Annotated in this window: 10 protein-coding genes and 4 tRNA genes; 5 read left to right on the top strand and 9 right to left on the bottom strand. The window is 74.1% G+C overall.

The features are described from left to right. The gene (locus FHR78_RS01285; RefSeq protein ID WP_166758715.1) at window positions 1–900 is read right to left on the bottom strand and encodes a sulfurtransferase; all 900 of its coding nucleotides are present in this window, start codon (window positions 898–900) and stop codon (window positions 1–3) included. 235 nt (window positions 901–1,135) lie between these two features. Between FHR78_RS01285 and zapE the strand changes: the two genes are divergently transcribed. From zapE to FHR78_RS01270, 3 genes are all read left to right on the top strand, one after another. Continuing rightward, on the top strand, window positions 1,136–2,152 hold the full coding sequence (gene zapE, locus FHR78_RS01280) for a cell division protein ZapE (protein WP_166758714.1): 1,017 nt from the start codon (window positions 1,136–1,138) through the stop codon (window positions 2,150–2,152). Window positions 2,153–2,358: 206 nt separating this feature from the next. Next, entirely contained in the window at window positions 2,359–3,642 is a 1,284-nt protein-coding gene (locus FHR78_RS01275; RefSeq protein ID WP_166758713.1) for an ammonium transporter, read from the top strand. A gap of 175 nt (window positions 3,643–3,817) precedes the next feature. Beyond that, window positions 3,818–7,303, top strand: a complete 3,486-nt coding sequence (locus FHR78_RS01270) for a TIM-barrel domain-containing protein (RefSeq protein ID WP_208392738.1) — start codon at window positions 3,818–3,820, stop codon at window positions 7,301–7,303. A 192-nt stretch (window positions 7,304–7,495) separates the two neighbouring features. Here the strand turns inward: FHR78_RS01270 and FHR78_RS01265 are convergent. The 3 genes from FHR78_RS01265 to FHR78_RS01255 form a co-directional block, all read right to left on the bottom strand. Continuing rightward, a tRNA-Val gene (locus FHR78_RS01265) sits at window positions 7,496–7,567 on the bottom strand. Between the two features lie 68 nt (window positions 7,568–7,635). Next, window positions 7,636–7,709 (bottom strand) — tRNA-Cys (locus FHR78_RS01260). A 62-nt stretch (window positions 7,710–7,771) separates the two neighbouring features. Next, window positions 7,772–7,843 (bottom strand) — tRNA-Gly (locus FHR78_RS01255). Window positions 7,844–8,019: 176 nt separating this feature from the next. Between FHR78_RS01255 and FHR78_RS01250 the strand changes: the two genes are divergently transcribed. Both FHR78_RS01250 and FHR78_RS01245 read left to right on the top strand, forming a co-directional pair. Then, window positions 8,020–8,092, top strand: a tRNA-Val gene (locus tag FHR78_RS01250). Window positions 8,093–8,267: 175 nt separating this feature from the next. Beyond that, window positions 8,268–9,155 carry a hypothetical protein gene (locus tag FHR78_RS01245; protein WP_166758712.1) on the top strand — a complete coding sequence of 296 codons (888 nt, stop codon included), beginning with the start codon at window positions 8,268–8,270 and terminating at the stop codon, window positions 9,153–9,155. A gap of 87 nt (window positions 9,156–9,242) precedes the next feature. Here the strand turns inward: FHR78_RS01245 and FHR78_RS01240 are convergent, their stop codons facing one another. The 5 genes from FHR78_RS01240 to FHR78_RS01220 all read right to left on the bottom strand — a co-directional run bounded on the left by FHR78_RS01240 (window position 9,243) and on the right by FHR78_RS01220 (window position 14,762). Then, window positions 9,243–10,196, bottom strand: coding sequence for a manganese catalase family protein (locus FHR78_RS01240; protein ID WP_166758711.1), 954 nt, complete (start codon window positions 10,194–10,196; stop codon window positions 9,243–9,245). A 162-nt stretch (window positions 10,197–10,358) separates the two neighbouring features. Then, entirely contained in the window at window positions 10,359–11,192 is an 834-nt protein-coding gene (locus tag FHR78_RS01235) for a glycosyltransferase family 2 protein (RefSeq protein ID WP_347877996.1), read from the bottom strand. Next, complete coding sequence (locus FHR78_RS01230) at window positions 11,189–12,292, bottom strand: glycosyltransferase (protein ID WP_166758710.1); 1,104 nt, start codon at window positions 12,290–12,292, stop codon at window positions 11,189–11,191. The genes FHR78_RS01235 and FHR78_RS01230 overlap by 4 nt, the downstream gene beginning before the upstream one ends. Continuing rightward, window positions 12,289–13,563 (bottom strand): glycosyltransferase, encoded by a 1,275-nt coding sequence (locus FHR78_RS15495; protein ID WP_166758709.1) that lies wholly within the window; start codon window positions 13,561–13,563, stop codon window positions 12,289–12,291. The genes FHR78_RS01230 and FHR78_RS15495 overlap by 4 nt, the downstream gene beginning before the upstream one ends. Beyond that, a complete protein-coding gene (locus FHR78_RS01220) occupies window positions 13,560–14,762 on the bottom strand; it encodes a glycosyltransferase (RefSeq protein ID WP_166758708.1) in 1,203 nt (400 codons plus the stop codon). The genes FHR78_RS15495 and FHR78_RS01220 overlap by 4 nt, the downstream gene beginning before the upstream one ends. Between the last annotated feature and the right edge of the window lie 136 nt (window positions 14,763–14,898).

The following is a 14,898-nucleotide window of genomic DNA, read 5'->3' as shown; positions in this document are numbered from 1 at the left end:
TCAGCGCCCCGGGACCGTGCCGGGCTCCGAGCCCTGCACGATCGGCACGCGGACGGCGCTGCCCCACTCGGTCCACGACCCGTCGTAGTTGCGGACGTTCTCGAACCCCATCAGGTGGTGCAGCACGAACCAGGTGTGGCTCGACCGCTCGCCGATGCGGCAGTACGCGACGACGTCGTCGCCCTCGGCGAGGCCCGCGCCGTCGCGGTAGATCGCGTCGAGCTCGCCCAGGCTGCGGAACCGGCCGTCCTCGGCCGCCGCCCGGCCCCAGGGCACGTTCTGCGCCGACGGGATGTGGCCGGCGCGCAGGGCGCCCTCCTCGGGGTAGGCCGGCGCGGTGGTGCGCTCACCCGAGTACTCCTCGGGCGACCGCACGTCGATCAGGGGCGCGCCGAGGTGGGCGAGCACGTCGTCCTTGTAGGCGCGGATGCGGCTGTCGTCGCGCTCGACGACGGGGTAGTCCGTGGCGACCGGCTCGGGGGCGTCGGTGGTGTACTCGCGGCCCTCCGCCTCCCAGGCTGCTCGCCCGCCGTCGAGCAGGCGGACGTCCTCGTGGCCGAAGAGCGAGAAGACCCACAGCGCGTAGGCGGCCCACCAGTTGTTCTTGTCGCCGTAGATGACGACGGTGCTGTCGCGGGCGATGCCGCTGCGCGACATGAGCGCGGCGAACGCCTCGCCGTCGACGTAGTCGCGCTGCACGGGGTCGTTGAGGTCGAGATGCCAGTCGATCTTGACGGAGCCCGCGATGTGGCCGGTGTCCCAGAGCAGGACGTCCTCGTCGGACTCGACGACGACGAGGCCGGGGGTGCCGAGGTGCTCCTGCAGCCAGTCGGTGCTGACGAGGCGCTCGGGGTGCGCGTACTCGCTGAACCGTGCGGACGTGTCGTGCTCGACGACCATTGCTGTACCTCCTGGGTCGGCCCCGCGAGGGGCAGGTGCCGCCGCCGCCGACGGCGGACGGTGCCGTGGCGGGCGTGCGGGCGGTGCGGTCGGGACGGCGGCTAGGATCGCCGCGCGGCCCCGTCGAGGCTACGCACCATCGGTGCGCCCCGGCCGGGTGCCCTCCGACTCTGACACACATCGTGCCCCCGGCATTCCCGCGGGCGCCCGTCCCGACGCCTGCGAGGTCGCACCGATGCCCACCGATCCCGTCCGTCCCGTCGTGTCCCTCCTCGACCGTGCGCCCACCATCACGGGCGCGGAGATCGTCGCCGAGCTCGTCCCGCCCCGCCAGTTCGCCGAGGCGTCGCTCGAGAACTACCGTCCGGACGACGCCTTCCCGTCGCAGGCCGAGGCCGTCGAGGCGGTGGCCGGGTTCTGGGCGGCCGCCGAGCGACCGGCCCGCCGCGGCCTGTTCCGGCGTCGACCCGACGCGCAGGAGGCGCCTCCCGGCCTGTACCTCGACGGCGGCTTCGGCGTCGGCAAGACGCACCTGCTGGCCGCGACGTACAACCGCGCGGCCGGGCGCCGCTACTTCGGCACGTTCATCGAGTACACGGCGCTCGTGGGCGCGCTCGGCTACGCGGGGGCCGCGGGGCAGCTCGAGGGCGCGGCGCTGGTCTGCATCGACGAGTTCGAGCTCGACGACCCGGGCGACACGATGATGATGACCCGGCTGCTCGGCGACCTCGCCGACGCGGGCACCCGCATCGCGGCCACGTCGAACACGCCGCCGGGGGCCCTGGGGGAGGGGCGGTTCGCGGCGGCCGACTTCCTGCGCGAGATCCAGGGGCTCTCCGACCGGTTCCGCACCCTGCGCATCGACGGGAACGACTACCGCCGTCGCGAGGTCGAGGCGAGGGCCGTCGTCGTCGACGACCTGGACGCGGCCGTGGCGGCACACGGCGGGACGGTGTCGGCGGACGACTTCGCCGCCGTCGTCCAGCACCTGTCGACCGTGCACCCCAGCCGGTACGTCAAGCTCGTCGCCGGCCTCGACGCCGTGGCGCTGCGCGGCGTCGCGCCCCTCACGAGCCAGACCGACGCCCTGCGCTTCGTCGCCTTCGTCGACCGCCTCTACGACGCCCAGGTCCCCGTGATCGCCGACGGCACGCCCCTCGACGAGGTGTTCGGCGCCGACATGCTCGCGGGCGGCTACCGCAAGAAGTACCTCCGGGCGACGTCGAGGCTCGTGGCGCTCACCGCGTCCTGAGGCAGGGCCCCCGGGCTCGGGAAACGCGTTGTTCACACGGGGCCCGGTCCTGTTACATCGCCGAAACACGGGTGCACCCGGTCGGAAACGAGGCGCCGCGACACTGGGGACCGCACCGCCCGAGGACCGTGATCACAGCCCGTGCACCCGCGCGGACGGATCGGGACCGGTGCGCCCCTGGCTCCCGAACTCGAGAGGTACCACCCATGGATCAAGGCAACACCGCCTTCATGCTGATCTGCGCGGCGCTCGTGCTGCTCATGACGCCAGGCCTGGCGTTCTTCTACGGAGGCCTCGTCAAGGCCAAGAGCGTGATCAGCATGATGATGCTGAGCTTCGGGGCCATGGGCCTCATCGGCGTCCTCTGGGTGCTGTACGGCTACTCGATCGCGTTCTCGAACGGCCCCGACGGGCCGGCCGGCACGGACACCTACATCGGCTGGGACGGCGTCTTCGGCTTCGACCCGTCGATGTTCAGCCTCGACTCCCTCTTCGCCGAGAGCGCCGACCCCCAGGGCGCCTACCCGACGATCGCCTTCGCGGCGTTCCAGGCGACGTTCGCCATCATCACCGTGGCCCTGATCTCGGGCGCCATCGCCGACCGGGCCAAGTTCGGGGCCTGGATGGTCTTCGCCGGCGTCTGGGCGACGGTCGTGTACTTCCCCGTGGCCAGCTGGGTCTTCAACTTCACCCTGGGCGAGGACGGATCGGTCGTCGACGGCGGCTGGATCGCGAGCATGGGCGTGATCGACTTCGCGGGCGGCACGGCCGTCCACATCAACGCCGGCGCGGCGGCCCTCGCCCTCGCGCTGGTGCTCGGCAAGCGCGTCGGCTTCGCCAAGGGCGCCGACAAGCCCCACAACCCGCCCTTCGTGCTGCTGGGCGCCGGGCTGCTCTGGTTCGGCTGGTTCGGCTTCAACGCCGGCTCGGAGCTCGCCGCCGACGGCGTCGCCGCCCTCGCGTTCCTCAACACGATCGCCGCCCCGGCCGCCGCCATCCTCGGCTGGCTCGTCGTCGAGAAGATCAAGGACGGCAAGGCCACGTCGGTCGGCGCCGCCTCCGGCGCCGTGGCGGGCCTCGTCGCCATCACCCCCGCCTGCGCGGCCCTGTCGCCCTTCTGGGCGATCGTGCTGGGCGTCGTGGCCGGCGCCGTCTGCGCCCTGGCGATCGACCTCAAGTTCCGGCTCGGCTTCGACGACTCGCTCGACGTGGTCGGCATCCACCTCGTCGGCGGCCTCATCGGCACCCTGTACCTCGGGTTCTTCGCCACGGGCAGCGGCCTGCTCTTCTCGGGCTCGTTCCGCCAGCTCGGCATCCAGGCGCTCTCGGCCGTGGCCGTCATGCTCTACTCGTTCGTCCTCGCCTTCGTGATCGGCTTCGTCATCGACAAGACGATCGGGTTCCGCGTCAAGAACGAGGACGAGGTCGCCGGCATCGACCTCGCCCTGCACGGCGAGGAGGGCTACGTGCTCGAGAACTCGCGCGCCTAGGCTCCGCCGCCCGCACCGCCAGGACGGCCCCGGTCACCTCGACCGGGGCCGTCCTGCGCGCCCGGACGTCGCCGAGCCCGTGCTTGACAGGGTGCGCAAAGATCGCCAGGCTGCAATCCGTACCCCGACGTACCCCGGAGGGGCATCCCCCATCCCCGGACGACGGAGTCCCTGCATGCGCGCACCTGCCCGACGACGAGTCGTCGCGACCACCTCGATCCTCTCGGCGGGCCTGCTCGCCGGGCTCGCCGCCCTGGGCAGCGCACCGCCCGCCGAGGCCGCCCCGGCCGCCGGCGAGGTCGCCGCCGCGCAGACCGTCGTAGAGGGCGACGCCCGGTTCCAGGTGCTGTCGCCCACGCTCGTCCGCACCGAGTGGGCGCCCGACGGCGACTTCACCGACGAGGCGACCTTCAACGCGGTGGGCCGCGACGCGTTCGCGCCCACCGAGTTCACGACGACCCGTGAGGACGGCTGGCTCACGATCGACACCGGGGAGGCGCAGCTCCGCTACGAGATCGGCTCGGGCCGCTTCGACGCCGACTCCCTGACCCTCGGCCTCGCGCTCGACTCCGGTCAGCGCGTCACGGCCGCGCCCTGGCAGGAGGCGGCGGTCGCGACCTGCGAGATCGGCGTCCGGTGCGAGGCGGAGACCCTCGACCTCGCGGGCCTCGCCCCGGCCACGAACCACACCGGCGCCACCGGCGACGGCTTCGTCGCCGGCTACGAGCGCGTCGGCGACGCGGCGAGCTTCCGCGTGACGGCGGACGAGGCAGGCGCCCGCGACGTGGTGCTGCGCTACGCCAACTCGCAGGGCGGCGACGCGCAGGTGACGACGCGGACCCTCAGCGTTACCGTCGACGGGGGAGCCGCCCGGACCGTGACCCTGCCGCCGACCACGGGCTGGGACGACTGGGCACTCGCCCGCACGAGCGTCGAGCTCACCGCCGGGGAGCACGACGTCGTCGTCGCCCGCGGGCCCGACGACTCGGGCAACGTGAACCTCGACGGGGTCGCGGTCGTCGCGCCGGGGGCCGTGTTCCCCGAGCCGTCGGCGACGGACACGTCGGTGGACTGCGCCTTCGGCGCCCTCTGCGAGGCCGAGACGACCCGGCTCGCCGGCGGCGCCGACGCCGCCGGCGACCACAACGGCGCCTCGGGCGAGGCGTTCGCGGCGGGGCTCGTCCGCGGGGCGACCCAGACGACCCACGTCACGGGCGTCCCGACGGCGGGGGAGCACGTGCTGCAGGTGCGGTACGCGAGCGGGCAGCCGACCGCGCGTCCCGTGACGGTGACCACCGCCTCCGGCGGGTCCGTCTCCGTGCCTCTGGAGCCGACCAGCGGCTGGGACTTCTGGCGCACCGTCGAGGTGCCCGTCCAGCTCGCCGCCGGCGAGGACGACGTGACGATCAGCTGCCCCGACGACGCGAGCTGCGCCGTGAACGTCGACACCGTCGCCCTCGTCGAGCCCGGCACCCCGCTGCTCGCGCCGCACGCCGCCCTCGGCGGGTACCGGCGCGACCTCGACACCGCGAACGGCACCGTGCGCACGAACCCCGGGCTGCTGTACGCCGACGGCTGGTCGCTGCTCGACGACAGCGCGTCGGCGACCTACGACGAGGCCACCGAGACGCTGTCGCCGCGCCCCGGCGACGGCGTCCGCCAGGACGGCTACCTCTTCGCCGCGGGCGACACCCCCCGCACCGCCCTCGGCGACCTGGCGACGCTGACCGGCCCGTCGGTGCTGCTGCCCCGCTGGGCGTACGGGGTCTGGTACAGCGAGTACTACGACCGCACGCAGGCGGAGTTCGAGGACGTCATCGTGCCCCGCTTCGCGGAGGAGGGCGTCCCGCTCGACGTGCTCGCCGTCGACACCGACTACAAGGCACCCGACAAGTGGAACGGCTGGTCGGTCGACACGACCCGGTTCCCCGACATGGCGGGGTTCCTCTCCGGCCTCGAGGCGCAGGGCGTCCACAACACGCTCAACGTGCACCCGAGCATCAGCCGCGGCGACCCCGCGCTCGACGCGGCGGAGGCCACCGCGGGCGGGGCGCTCATCCCCGACGGCGACGACCGGTTCCTCTTCGACTGGTCCGACCCGGCCCAGCTGCAGGCCTACTTCGACCTGCACGACGACATCGCCGACCAGGGCGTGGACTCGTTCTGGCTGGACTGGTGCTGCAGCGACGAGTCGCGCTACTCGCTGCCCGGCGTGACCCCCGACGCGTTCATCAACCAGGAGTACGCGACGCGCATGGCCGACCGCGTCGACGGCCGGGGCTTCGCGTTCTCGCGGGCCTACGGCGCCCTCACCGCGGGCGGCTACGGCAACCCGCAGGCCGTTCCCACCGGGCCCTGGGCCGACAAGCGCACGACGCTGCACTTCACGGGCGACACGACGTCGACGTGGCAGATGCTCCAGGCCCAGGTCGGCTACACGCCGGGGGAGTCCGCCTCGACGGGGCTCTCGGCGGTCAGCCACGACATCGGCGGGCACACGGGAGGCGTCACGAGCCCGGGCGCGGAGCCCGAGAGCACGCAGCTCGACGACGACCTCTACGCACGGTGGGTGCAGTTCGGCACGTTCCAACCGATCGACCGGCTGCACAGCAACCACAGCGACCGTCTGCCGTGGCAGTACGGGGAGGCGGCCGACGCCTCCGCGACGTCGTTCCTCAACCTCCGTGAGCGGCTGATGCCCACCACCTACACGCTCGCCGCCGAGGCTACGAGCACGGGCGTGCCCGTCGTCCGGCCCGTCTACCTCGAGGAGCCCGGCCAGCAGGAGGCGTACGCGACCGCCGGCAACGAGTACCTCTTCGGGCCGGACGTGCTCGTCGCCCCCGCGACGCAGCCCGGCGACACGGCGACGACCCGCGTGTGGTTCCCGGCGGGCAGCGACTGGACGGACTGGTTCACGGGCGAGACCCACGCCGGCGGCAGCACCGCCGACGTGACGACCGGCCTCGACGCCATGCCCGTCTTCGTCCGGTCGGGCGGGATCGTGGCCACGCGCAGCTCCGACGTCGCCAACGACTCGGCTCCGCTGTCGGAGCTGACGCTCACGACGGCGACCGGGGCTGACGGCTCGTTCTCGCTCTACGAGGACGACGGCGAGAGCACCGACACCACGGCGTCGGCCACCACGGCCGTGACCTTCACGCAGTCCGTCGACGGCGGCGCGCTCGACGTGGCGCCGGTCGAGGGCTCGTTCCCGGGCCAGGTCGCGCAGCGCACGCTGACGGCCGTCTTCACCGACGCCGACCGTCCCGTCACCGTTCGGGTGGACGGCGAGCCCGTGCCTGATGCCTCCTGGACCTACGACGAGGCGACACGTCGCGTGACCGTCCCCGTGGCCGGCAAGTCCGTCGGCCAGGCCACCCGGGTCGAGTTCTCGACGACCGCGGTCGCCGCGCCGGTGCCCGGTGGCGGCACGGCGCCCGACCCGGGGGCAGGCCCCGGGGCCGGCGGGACGGTTCCGGGCGCGACGCCCGGAGACGCCGGCTCGGTCGGGAACGGGCCGGCGCGCCCCTCCGCGACCGCGAGCGGACCGCTCGCCTTCACCGGGTCGGACTGGGCCGGGGTGCTCGTGCTCGCTGCGGCCGGCCTCGTGACGGCCGGACTCGTCCTGCGGCGCCTGTCGCGCCGTCGCGTCGGCTGACCTCGCCGGAGGACGCACGCCGAGGGTGCACACAGGGGCGGGGCCGGGTCGCGAGATCGATCCGGCCCCGCGCCTCTCACCTCGGGCTCGGGCTCGGGCTCGGGCTCGATCTCAGGCTCTGGCTCTGGCTCCGGATCGAGCTCAGCCCGGATACGACGAAGGCCCCCGATCTCTCGGGGGCCTTCGTGTGTGTGAGCGATACTGGGATCGAACCAGCGACCTCTTCCGTGTCAGGGAAGCGCGCTACCGCTGCGCCAATCGCTCATGCTTGTTCAGTTTGTCTTCGTGCTCGCCGATGAGGCAAGACGATCATAGACCCAGAGGGTGGTCCATGGAGGTGGAGACGGGATTTGAACCCGCGTGAACGGCTTTGCAGGCCGGTGCCTCGCCTCTCGGCCACTCCACCACATGAGATACTCCCAGAGGGAGCCACCATCGGTGGACTCCCTCTGGTGAGCTTTACACTCGAGCGGATGACGAGATTCGAACTCGCGACCCTCACCTTGGCAAGGTGATGCGCTACCACTGCGCCACATCCGCATTTCGTTTCGCATTCCTGCGAACAGAAAGAACACTACCCAGACACCGGGCAGAAAACAAATCGAGGGATGTTCGTGTCTTCGAGCCCCTCTGGCGGGCGATGACGCGGATGACGGAGCGGCCCTCGAATGGCGTCCGAGGCCCTCGATCCACTAGTGTTGACGAGTCCCGATCAGGGGCGATTGGCGCAGTTGGTAGCGCGCTTCCTTCACACGGAAGAGGTCATCGGTTCGAGTCCGGTATCGCCCACAAGTCAAGCCCCGGTCCTCCGGGGCTTTCTTCGTACCCAGGGTGTCCCTGCGGGGACGTCCGATCGCGCTGGTCCCGTCCGTGCGCGGATCCTCGAGGAGCCCGGCGCTCGGTCGCCAGCCATCAGGTCGACGCGGCACGATGAGCGAGGATCGATGACGGAGGGGGCTGAGCGATGACGAAGGACGACGAGGAAGAGACCCGTCCGCACGGTGGGCGAACGGGCAGTGGACAGGGCGAGCCGCAGGCTGCCCCCTCGCCGCACCGGCTGTGGATCGACCGCGGCGGCGTCGTCGCCCTGGTGATCCTCCTCCTCCTGGTCTGCCTGGCCATCACGGCCTGGACGTTCCTCGACCACGGTTTCTCCGGCCCCGCCGGCCGATCGAGCGAGCTGCAGCTGGCGGCGACGTACGTCGGCGCCGGGGTGCTCGGCCTGGCGCTCCCGCTCGCCGTGCTCGTGACGCACGTGCGGCACCGCCGACCGGGCGTCAGCATCCCCGACGCCGTGGTGGCGTCGATCGTCGTCGTCCTGCTCGGTCTGCCCGCGGTGGTGCCGGCGGTCGTCAGCGCCGCACCGGCCGGGATCGCCGACGCCGCACGGCGGACCGCGCCGCCCACCGACGCCGAGAGGCAGTTCGAGGACCGAGACGTCGGGGCCGAGCTGCGACGAGTCGGCGACGAGACCGTGCGCCTGCTCGGAGGCGACCCGGACGCGGTCGACCCCGACGACGTCGTCACGACCACCGACTGCGAGCTCAGCAACGCCGACGACGGCGTCTCGTGGCGATACATCTTCGACCCGCAGTACCTGCAGGACATCGGCGGGCAGCCCCTCCTCGGCGAGGACGAGACCCAGCTCGCGACGGCCACGGGCGATCTCGACGGGGTCCGAGCCGCCTGGACTGCCCGAGGGTTCGCGGCGAAGGAGGTGCCGGACGTCGAGGGACTGCTCGAGGCCGAGGCCCCCTGGTTCGAGGACGGCTCCGCCCACGCCGGCGTCGACGGCGCCGTCTACATCTTCACCGTGTGCCTCGTGCCGCCGCCGGCTGCGCCTGCGCCGTGACGGGGTCCTGCGAAGCATCCGCCCCGTCCGTACGAGAGAGCCCCGGGGCGCACCCCGGGGCTCTCCTGCGCGATCCGACGCCCCGCGCTACTTGCCGGTCGGACCGTAGAAGCCCTCGATGTCGGCGAGCTCCATCTCGGCCGTCTCCTGGATCAGTGCCAGGAGGTCCTTGTCGAGGCCGGGGGAGAACTCCTCGAGGCGCTCCGGCGAGATGGTCGACGGCGTGCCCTTCGGCGCCTGCTCCGTCGACGTGAGGTCCGTGCCGTCGCCGGAGGGCGAGGCGCCCTGGAAGATCTTGCCGGCCTCCGACTTGCCGTCGAGGTCGAACGTGTACTGCTTGCTCTGCAGACCGAGGTCCAGGAGCTCCTTCACCTCGGGGAACGACTCGGCGTTCGTCTTCGGGATCGGCAGCAGCTTGCCCCAGTCGACCCCGAGGGTCTCGAGCGCCTTTGCGTACGCGTTCTCGTGGGCCTGGTCGCGCACGATGAGGTACGCGACGGTCTTGCGGGCGACGGGGTTGTCCGTCATCTCGTAGATGCGGCTCTTCTGCAGTCGGCCCGTCGACTCGAGCATGAGGTTGTAGAGCAGGTCGAGCGGCAGGTTGCCCGAGTTGTAGACGTAGCTGCCGCTCCACGGGTTGCCGACGGAGTCGACCGGCAGCGCGCCCTGGGCGCCCACGAGGTAGTGGTGGATGTTGCCGGTGTCCAGGGCGATGTTGAGCGGCGTGGCGCCGCCCGCACCAGGAGTGTCGAGCGGGTCCGTCAGCTTGCCCGTGTACTGCGGGCTGCCGTCGAGCAGGCGCGAGATCGTGGTGCCGATGAGCTCGACGTGGCTGATCTCCTCGGTGCCGACTCCCTGGATGAGGTCGCGGTACGGCTTCGCCGCCGGCCCGCGGAAGTTCATCGCCTGGAAGAGGTACTGCATCATCGTGCGCATCTCGCCGAACTGTCCGCCGAGTCCCTCCTGCAGGGCGTTCGCCGCCGCGGGGTCGGGCTCGCCGTCGGCGATGTCGTTGATCCAGGTCTGTGCGTGGAAGTACATGGTTCCTCCTTGCGTCGCGGCCGGGGGAGCCCCGGGCCTCCGTCAACCCTGCGCCGTGCCCCCTGGACGGGGGTACACGCGGGGGACCCGACGGCGGGGGACACGACCGCCCGACCCGGCCACGACGCCGTCGCACGGCAGTCGACGCGGCGGCACGGACGCTCAGGCGGGGACGCGCTCCCAGCCGCCGTCCTCGGCCGGCCGGACACCGCCTCCTCGGCGGAACGCCTCGAGCCAGCCGACCATGGGCCACTCGCCCCACCGCTCGGCGAAGCGCCGGCCGTTCCGCAGGATGTCGTCGAGGTGCTGCCACGGCGGCGACGTCGTCGGGTGCCACTGGTGGTACGCGTGCGCGCCGCCGACCCAGACGAGCGGCAGGCCGAGCGACCGGGCGGTGAAGGCGAAGTCCGTGTCCTCGCCGCCGTAGCCCTCGTAGCCGGGCTCGAAGCCGCCGCTCGTCGTCCACGTCTCGGCTGACAGGGCGAACGACAGCGACCAGAACAGCGGGTACTCGTCGTGGCCGGCGACGACGGTCTCGCCGTCGGCCGGCGAGGGCCGGGCCGAGTGCGGCCGCGTGGCCGCCTCGAGCGCCGCAGGGTCGAGGTCGTCGTGCCCCTCGGGCAGGTAGGTCACCGGCCCGCAGAGCAGCGCGCCGGGGTGCCGGGCCGCCGCCGACTCGTACCGCTCGACGAGCTCCGGTCCGGGCACGCAGTCCGCGTCGAGGAACACCACCAGGGAGGCCCCGAGCTCGAGGGCGCGGGCCGCCCCGGCGTTCCGCCCCGCGGCGAGGCGCAGGCCGTCCGGTCCCGGGGGCAGGTGCAGCAGGTGGGCGTCGGCCAGCTCGGGCAGGTCCGGCGCGGGCTCGGGGTCGAGCCACACGACGACGTGCGGCACCGCGGGACGGAGGCGCGCCAGGGCAGCCCGCTGCGGCAGGAGGTGGTCGAGACGGGCCGCGGAGCACAGGGTCACGGCCACGGTCGCGCCGGCCGCGGTCACCGGGCCACCTCGGCGACGACGGCGGCGGCACGAGCGGCCGCGCCCCGGACCTGCCAGACGTCCCAGTCGGGGGAGAGCGCGCGGGCACGCTCGAGGAGGCCGGGCCAGGCCTCGGCAGCGGGCCAGGCGTCCGCGGACGTCGCCGACCCGCCGTCGTCGGGGGCGCCTCCGGGGGCTCCCTCCGTGCCGGGCACGACGGCGAGGCCGTGAGCGGCGAGGAGGCGCGCGGTGGAGTGCTGCTCGTCGAACGGCCGCTGCTGCGGCACGACGACGGCCCGGGAGGAGGCGGCGGCCAGGTCGGCCACGCTGTTCTGCCCCGCGGCCGACACGACGACCTCGGCGGCGCGGATCAGCGGCCAGGGGTCGTCGGTCCAGGTCTCGGGCGACGCGCCGAGCACCGACCACCGCGCGGTCGGCGTCGCCGCGGCGGCCTCCGCCACGCGGCGCGCCAGCCCGGCACGGCCCTCGGCGCCGCCGCCGGCCAGGACGAGCACGGTCCCCGGCTCGGGCACCGCCGGTCCGTCGACCCTGCCGTCGTGGCGCGAGACGCCCCCTACGGCGCGGAGGCGGTCGCCGACGCGGTCGAGCGCGGGCGACGCGTGCAGGCCGCCCGCCCAGGGCGCGAGCACGCGCTCGGCGGCGTGCCAGCCGAGGGCGTGCGGACCGTCGGAGCGGTCGCCGGGCTGCGCGACCACCACCGGGGGGACGCCGAGGAGGCGCACCAGCAGGGCGACCTCGACGGACACGTCGACCACGAAGGCCCGCGGCCGCGCGTCGGCGATCCAGGAGGCCACGGTCGCGAGGCGTCCGGCGTGGCCGTCGTGGTGCAGCGGAGCCCAGTGCAGGAGACCGCGCACCGTCGGATCGGCGCCCGAGCCAGGATCGCCCGGGCGGCGCGACGTGCCGTCGGCGGCGACGACCTCGTGGTCGTCCCGGGGGAGCTCCACCCACGTCGTGGCCTCGGGCAGCGCGGCCGGCGGGGCGAGCGAGCTGAAGACGACGACGTCGGCGTCGAGGTGGGGACGCACGGCCAGCAGCCGCGTCAGGTGGCCGGCGCCGTGGTGGTGCACGTACCAGCCGACGACCGGGCGCGCGCTCACGCCGCGGGCTCCGGCACCGCGGGCGCCGGAGGACCGGTCGTCGCCGACGGCCGTGCCGGCGACACCACGGCCCGCGCAGGTCGGCGCCCGCGCTGCGAGGCGGCCCGGTGGCGCGCCACGAGGGCCTCGTGCACCTCTTCGACGACCTCGGCGCGACGGTGCAGCGAGAAGCGGGCGAGCGCGTCGGCCCGGACCCGGCGACGGAACCCCGGCGTCGTCGACGCGGCGTCGGCGAGGCCCGCGGCCAGGTGCGCCAGCCCGGCGACGTCGTCGCGGGGGACGAGCCCGGCGCCGATGCTCGACCCGACGACCTCGGGCACGCCGCCCGTCGCGAACGACGCGACGGGCGTGCCGGTCGAGAGGGCCTCGGCGATGACGAGCCCGAAGGGCTCCTCCCAGCAGGGGGTGACGAGGGCGCAGGCGCTCCGCCCGACGAGGTCCGCCAGCTCGGGCTGACGCAGCGGGCCGACGTGCTCGGCGTCGGCCCCGAGCAACGGCACGACCATGGACTCGTGGTAGTCGACGTCGCCCACGCGGCCGGCGAGGACGATGCGCCGCCCCGCGAGACGCGCGGCCTGGATGGCCAGGTGCGGACCCTTCTCGGGGACGATGCGGCCGCTCCACACGAGGTCGTCGCCGCCCGGGCCCAGCGGCCACAGGTCGGTGTCGACGGCGTTCGGCAGCACCCGCGCCTCGACGCCCTCGGCCCGCCAGACGGCGGCGGTGTGCTCGCTCACGGCGAGGAACGCGCTCCGGGGCTCGACGGCGGCGCGGTGGTGCTCGAGCAGGTCGGGCAGCGTCGGGGTGTGCAGCGTCGACACGACGGGCACGCCGAGCTCGCCCGCCCGCGAGAGCACGTGGCCGCTGAGGGAGTGGTTCTCGACGACGTCGATCTCGTCGGCGTGGTCGCGGATCCAGTCGAGGGCGCGGTGCAGGGCGGGCAGCGCCGTCTCGAGGTAGCCGGCGGGGTAGGTCGAGTCGGTCGCGTCGGCGGGGTCGTCCCAGTGCACGGCGGGCAGCGAGAACTCGGCGGGGCCGCCGGGCAGGTGGTCGCTGCCCTCGACGGCGCAGAGCAGCACCTCGTGGCCCCGGGCGCGGAGGACGCGCACCTGGTGCCACACGCTCGACTCGAGGCCGCCGGCGTGCGGCTCGGCGATCGGGTAGCGGAGGGGCGCCACGACGACGATGCGGCGCGGGCGCTCGGCGGTGCGCACGGGCTCGTCCGGCCAGGGGGACGAGGAGGCGGCGGCGCGGTCGGTCACGACGGTCACGAGACGAGCTCCGAGGGCCTCGCGACCGCGTCGGACCCCGCCGGGCCGGCGGGCCGACGAGCCGACGCCGAGGAGGCCGCCCGCTCGTAGGCGGCCAGGTGGGCCCGGGCGATCTCGTCGCGCTGCGCACGACGGAGGTCCCGTCGCCGGGCGACGAGGTCGCGGCGCTCGGCCGAGCCGGCACGGGCCGACGTGCCCTCCCGGGCGGTCAGGAGGCCGCCGAGGGCGGCGGCCAGGTCGGCGGCGTCCCCGGCCGTGAACGACGCCGTGTCGGCGGGGTCCGGGTGCTGGTCGGCGACGTGGCCGACGCGGGGAGCGGCGACGGGGACCCCGAGGTCCCAGCTCAGCTCGACCCAGCCCGAGTGCGTGCCGTGCGAGTAGGGCAGCACGACGACGTCGAGGTCGGCGAGGGCCGACGCGAGCTCGTCGTCGTCGAGCCGGGGGTGCTCGACCAGCGACACGGCGAGGTGCCCGGGCGCGGCGGCGACGAGCACTCGCACCTCGGCCAGCGCCGGGGCGTCGCGGACGCGCTCGTTGACGTCGACGCGCACCGAGACGGGCGTGCCGGCCTCGGCGAGCAGCTCGGCGGCCGCGAGCAGGGTCGCGACCGTGCCGGGGCCGTCGACGTTCGGGCGCAGGTCGCGGAGGCTGACGCCCACGACGGCCCCGTCACGGGCCGTCCCGACGGGCGCGTCCGCGTCGAGGGGGAGGAGGTGCGGGTGCGGCACGACGACCGGGCGGCGTCCGTAGGTGCGCTCGACCTCGTCGGCCGCGCCCTCGGTGAGGGTGAGGAGCTCGTCCGCCTCCGTGACGAGCAGGCGGAGGTGGGAGCGGTGCGGACCCTGGTCGACGAGCTGCGGGTTGACGAGGTCGTGGACGGTGTGCACGAGCGGGAGGCCGGCGGCGTGGGCGGCGTCCACGACGCGGCGCAGGTGCTCGAGGTCGTACGACTCGGTGCCGAAGTGGACGTGGAGCAGGTCGACCTCGTCGGCGTGCTCGGCGAGCCAGCCGGCGTCGAGCACGACCGGCGGCCACCAGCGGGCGGGCTCGGCGGGGTCGGGCAGGGGATCGACGAGGCGCACGACGGGGCGGGCGACGGCGGACTCGTCCGCAGGCTGCAGGTGGCGCACGTAGGGGTGACCGGCGGGCACCGAGGCGACGCGGAGGGCGTCGCCGGGGGGCGGCGGGGTCTGGGTCATCGGGCCTCCTCGGCTCAGTCGGGACACGACGGTCCGGGGACCGTCGAGGGGTGAGCCGGGGCGACTCGGGTGACCCTGGGGAGACCGGGTGACCGGTTCGCGTCGAGGGAGGGGGCCGATGGGAGCGGCCTGCTTG

This window comes from Frigoribacterium faeni, assembly GCF_011761235.1.
In the GTDB taxonomy this organism is placed as follows: Bacteria; Actinomycetota; Actinomycetes; order Actinomycetales; family Microbacteriaceae; genus Frigoribacterium; species Frigoribacterium faeni_A.
This window is presented reverse-complemented; position numbering and strand designations above follow the sequence as displayed.

Excerpts from the sequence above, each read along its gene's own strand:
- FHR78_RS01285 (WP_166758715.1), bottom strand. The coding sequence starts at position 900 with ATGGTCGTCGAGCACGACACGTCCGCACGGTTCAGCGAGTACGCGCAC.
- zapE (WP_166758714.1), top strand. The coding sequence starts at position 1,136 with ATGCCCACCGATCCCGTCCGTCCCGTCGTGTCCCTCCTCGACCGTGCG.
- FHR78_RS01275 (WP_166758713.1), top strand. The coding sequence starts at position 2,359 with ATGGATCAAGGCAACACCGCCTTCATGCTGATCTGCGCGGCGCTCGTG.
- FHR78_RS01270 (WP_208392738.1), top strand. The coding sequence starts at position 3,818 with ATGCGCGCACCTGCCCGACGACGAGTCGTCGCGACCACCTCGATCCTC.
- FHR78_RS01245 (WP_166758712.1), top strand. The coding sequence starts at position 8,268 with ATGACGAAGGACGACGAGGAAGAGACCCGTCCGCACGGTGGGCGAACG.
- FHR78_RS01240 (WP_166758711.1), bottom strand. The coding sequence starts at position 10,196 with ATGTACTTCCACGCACAGACCTGGATCAACGACATCGCCGACGGCGAG.
- FHR78_RS01220 (WP_166758708.1), bottom strand. The coding sequence starts at position 14,762 with ATGACCCAGACCCCGCCGCCCCCCGGCGACGCCCTCCGCGTCGCCTCG.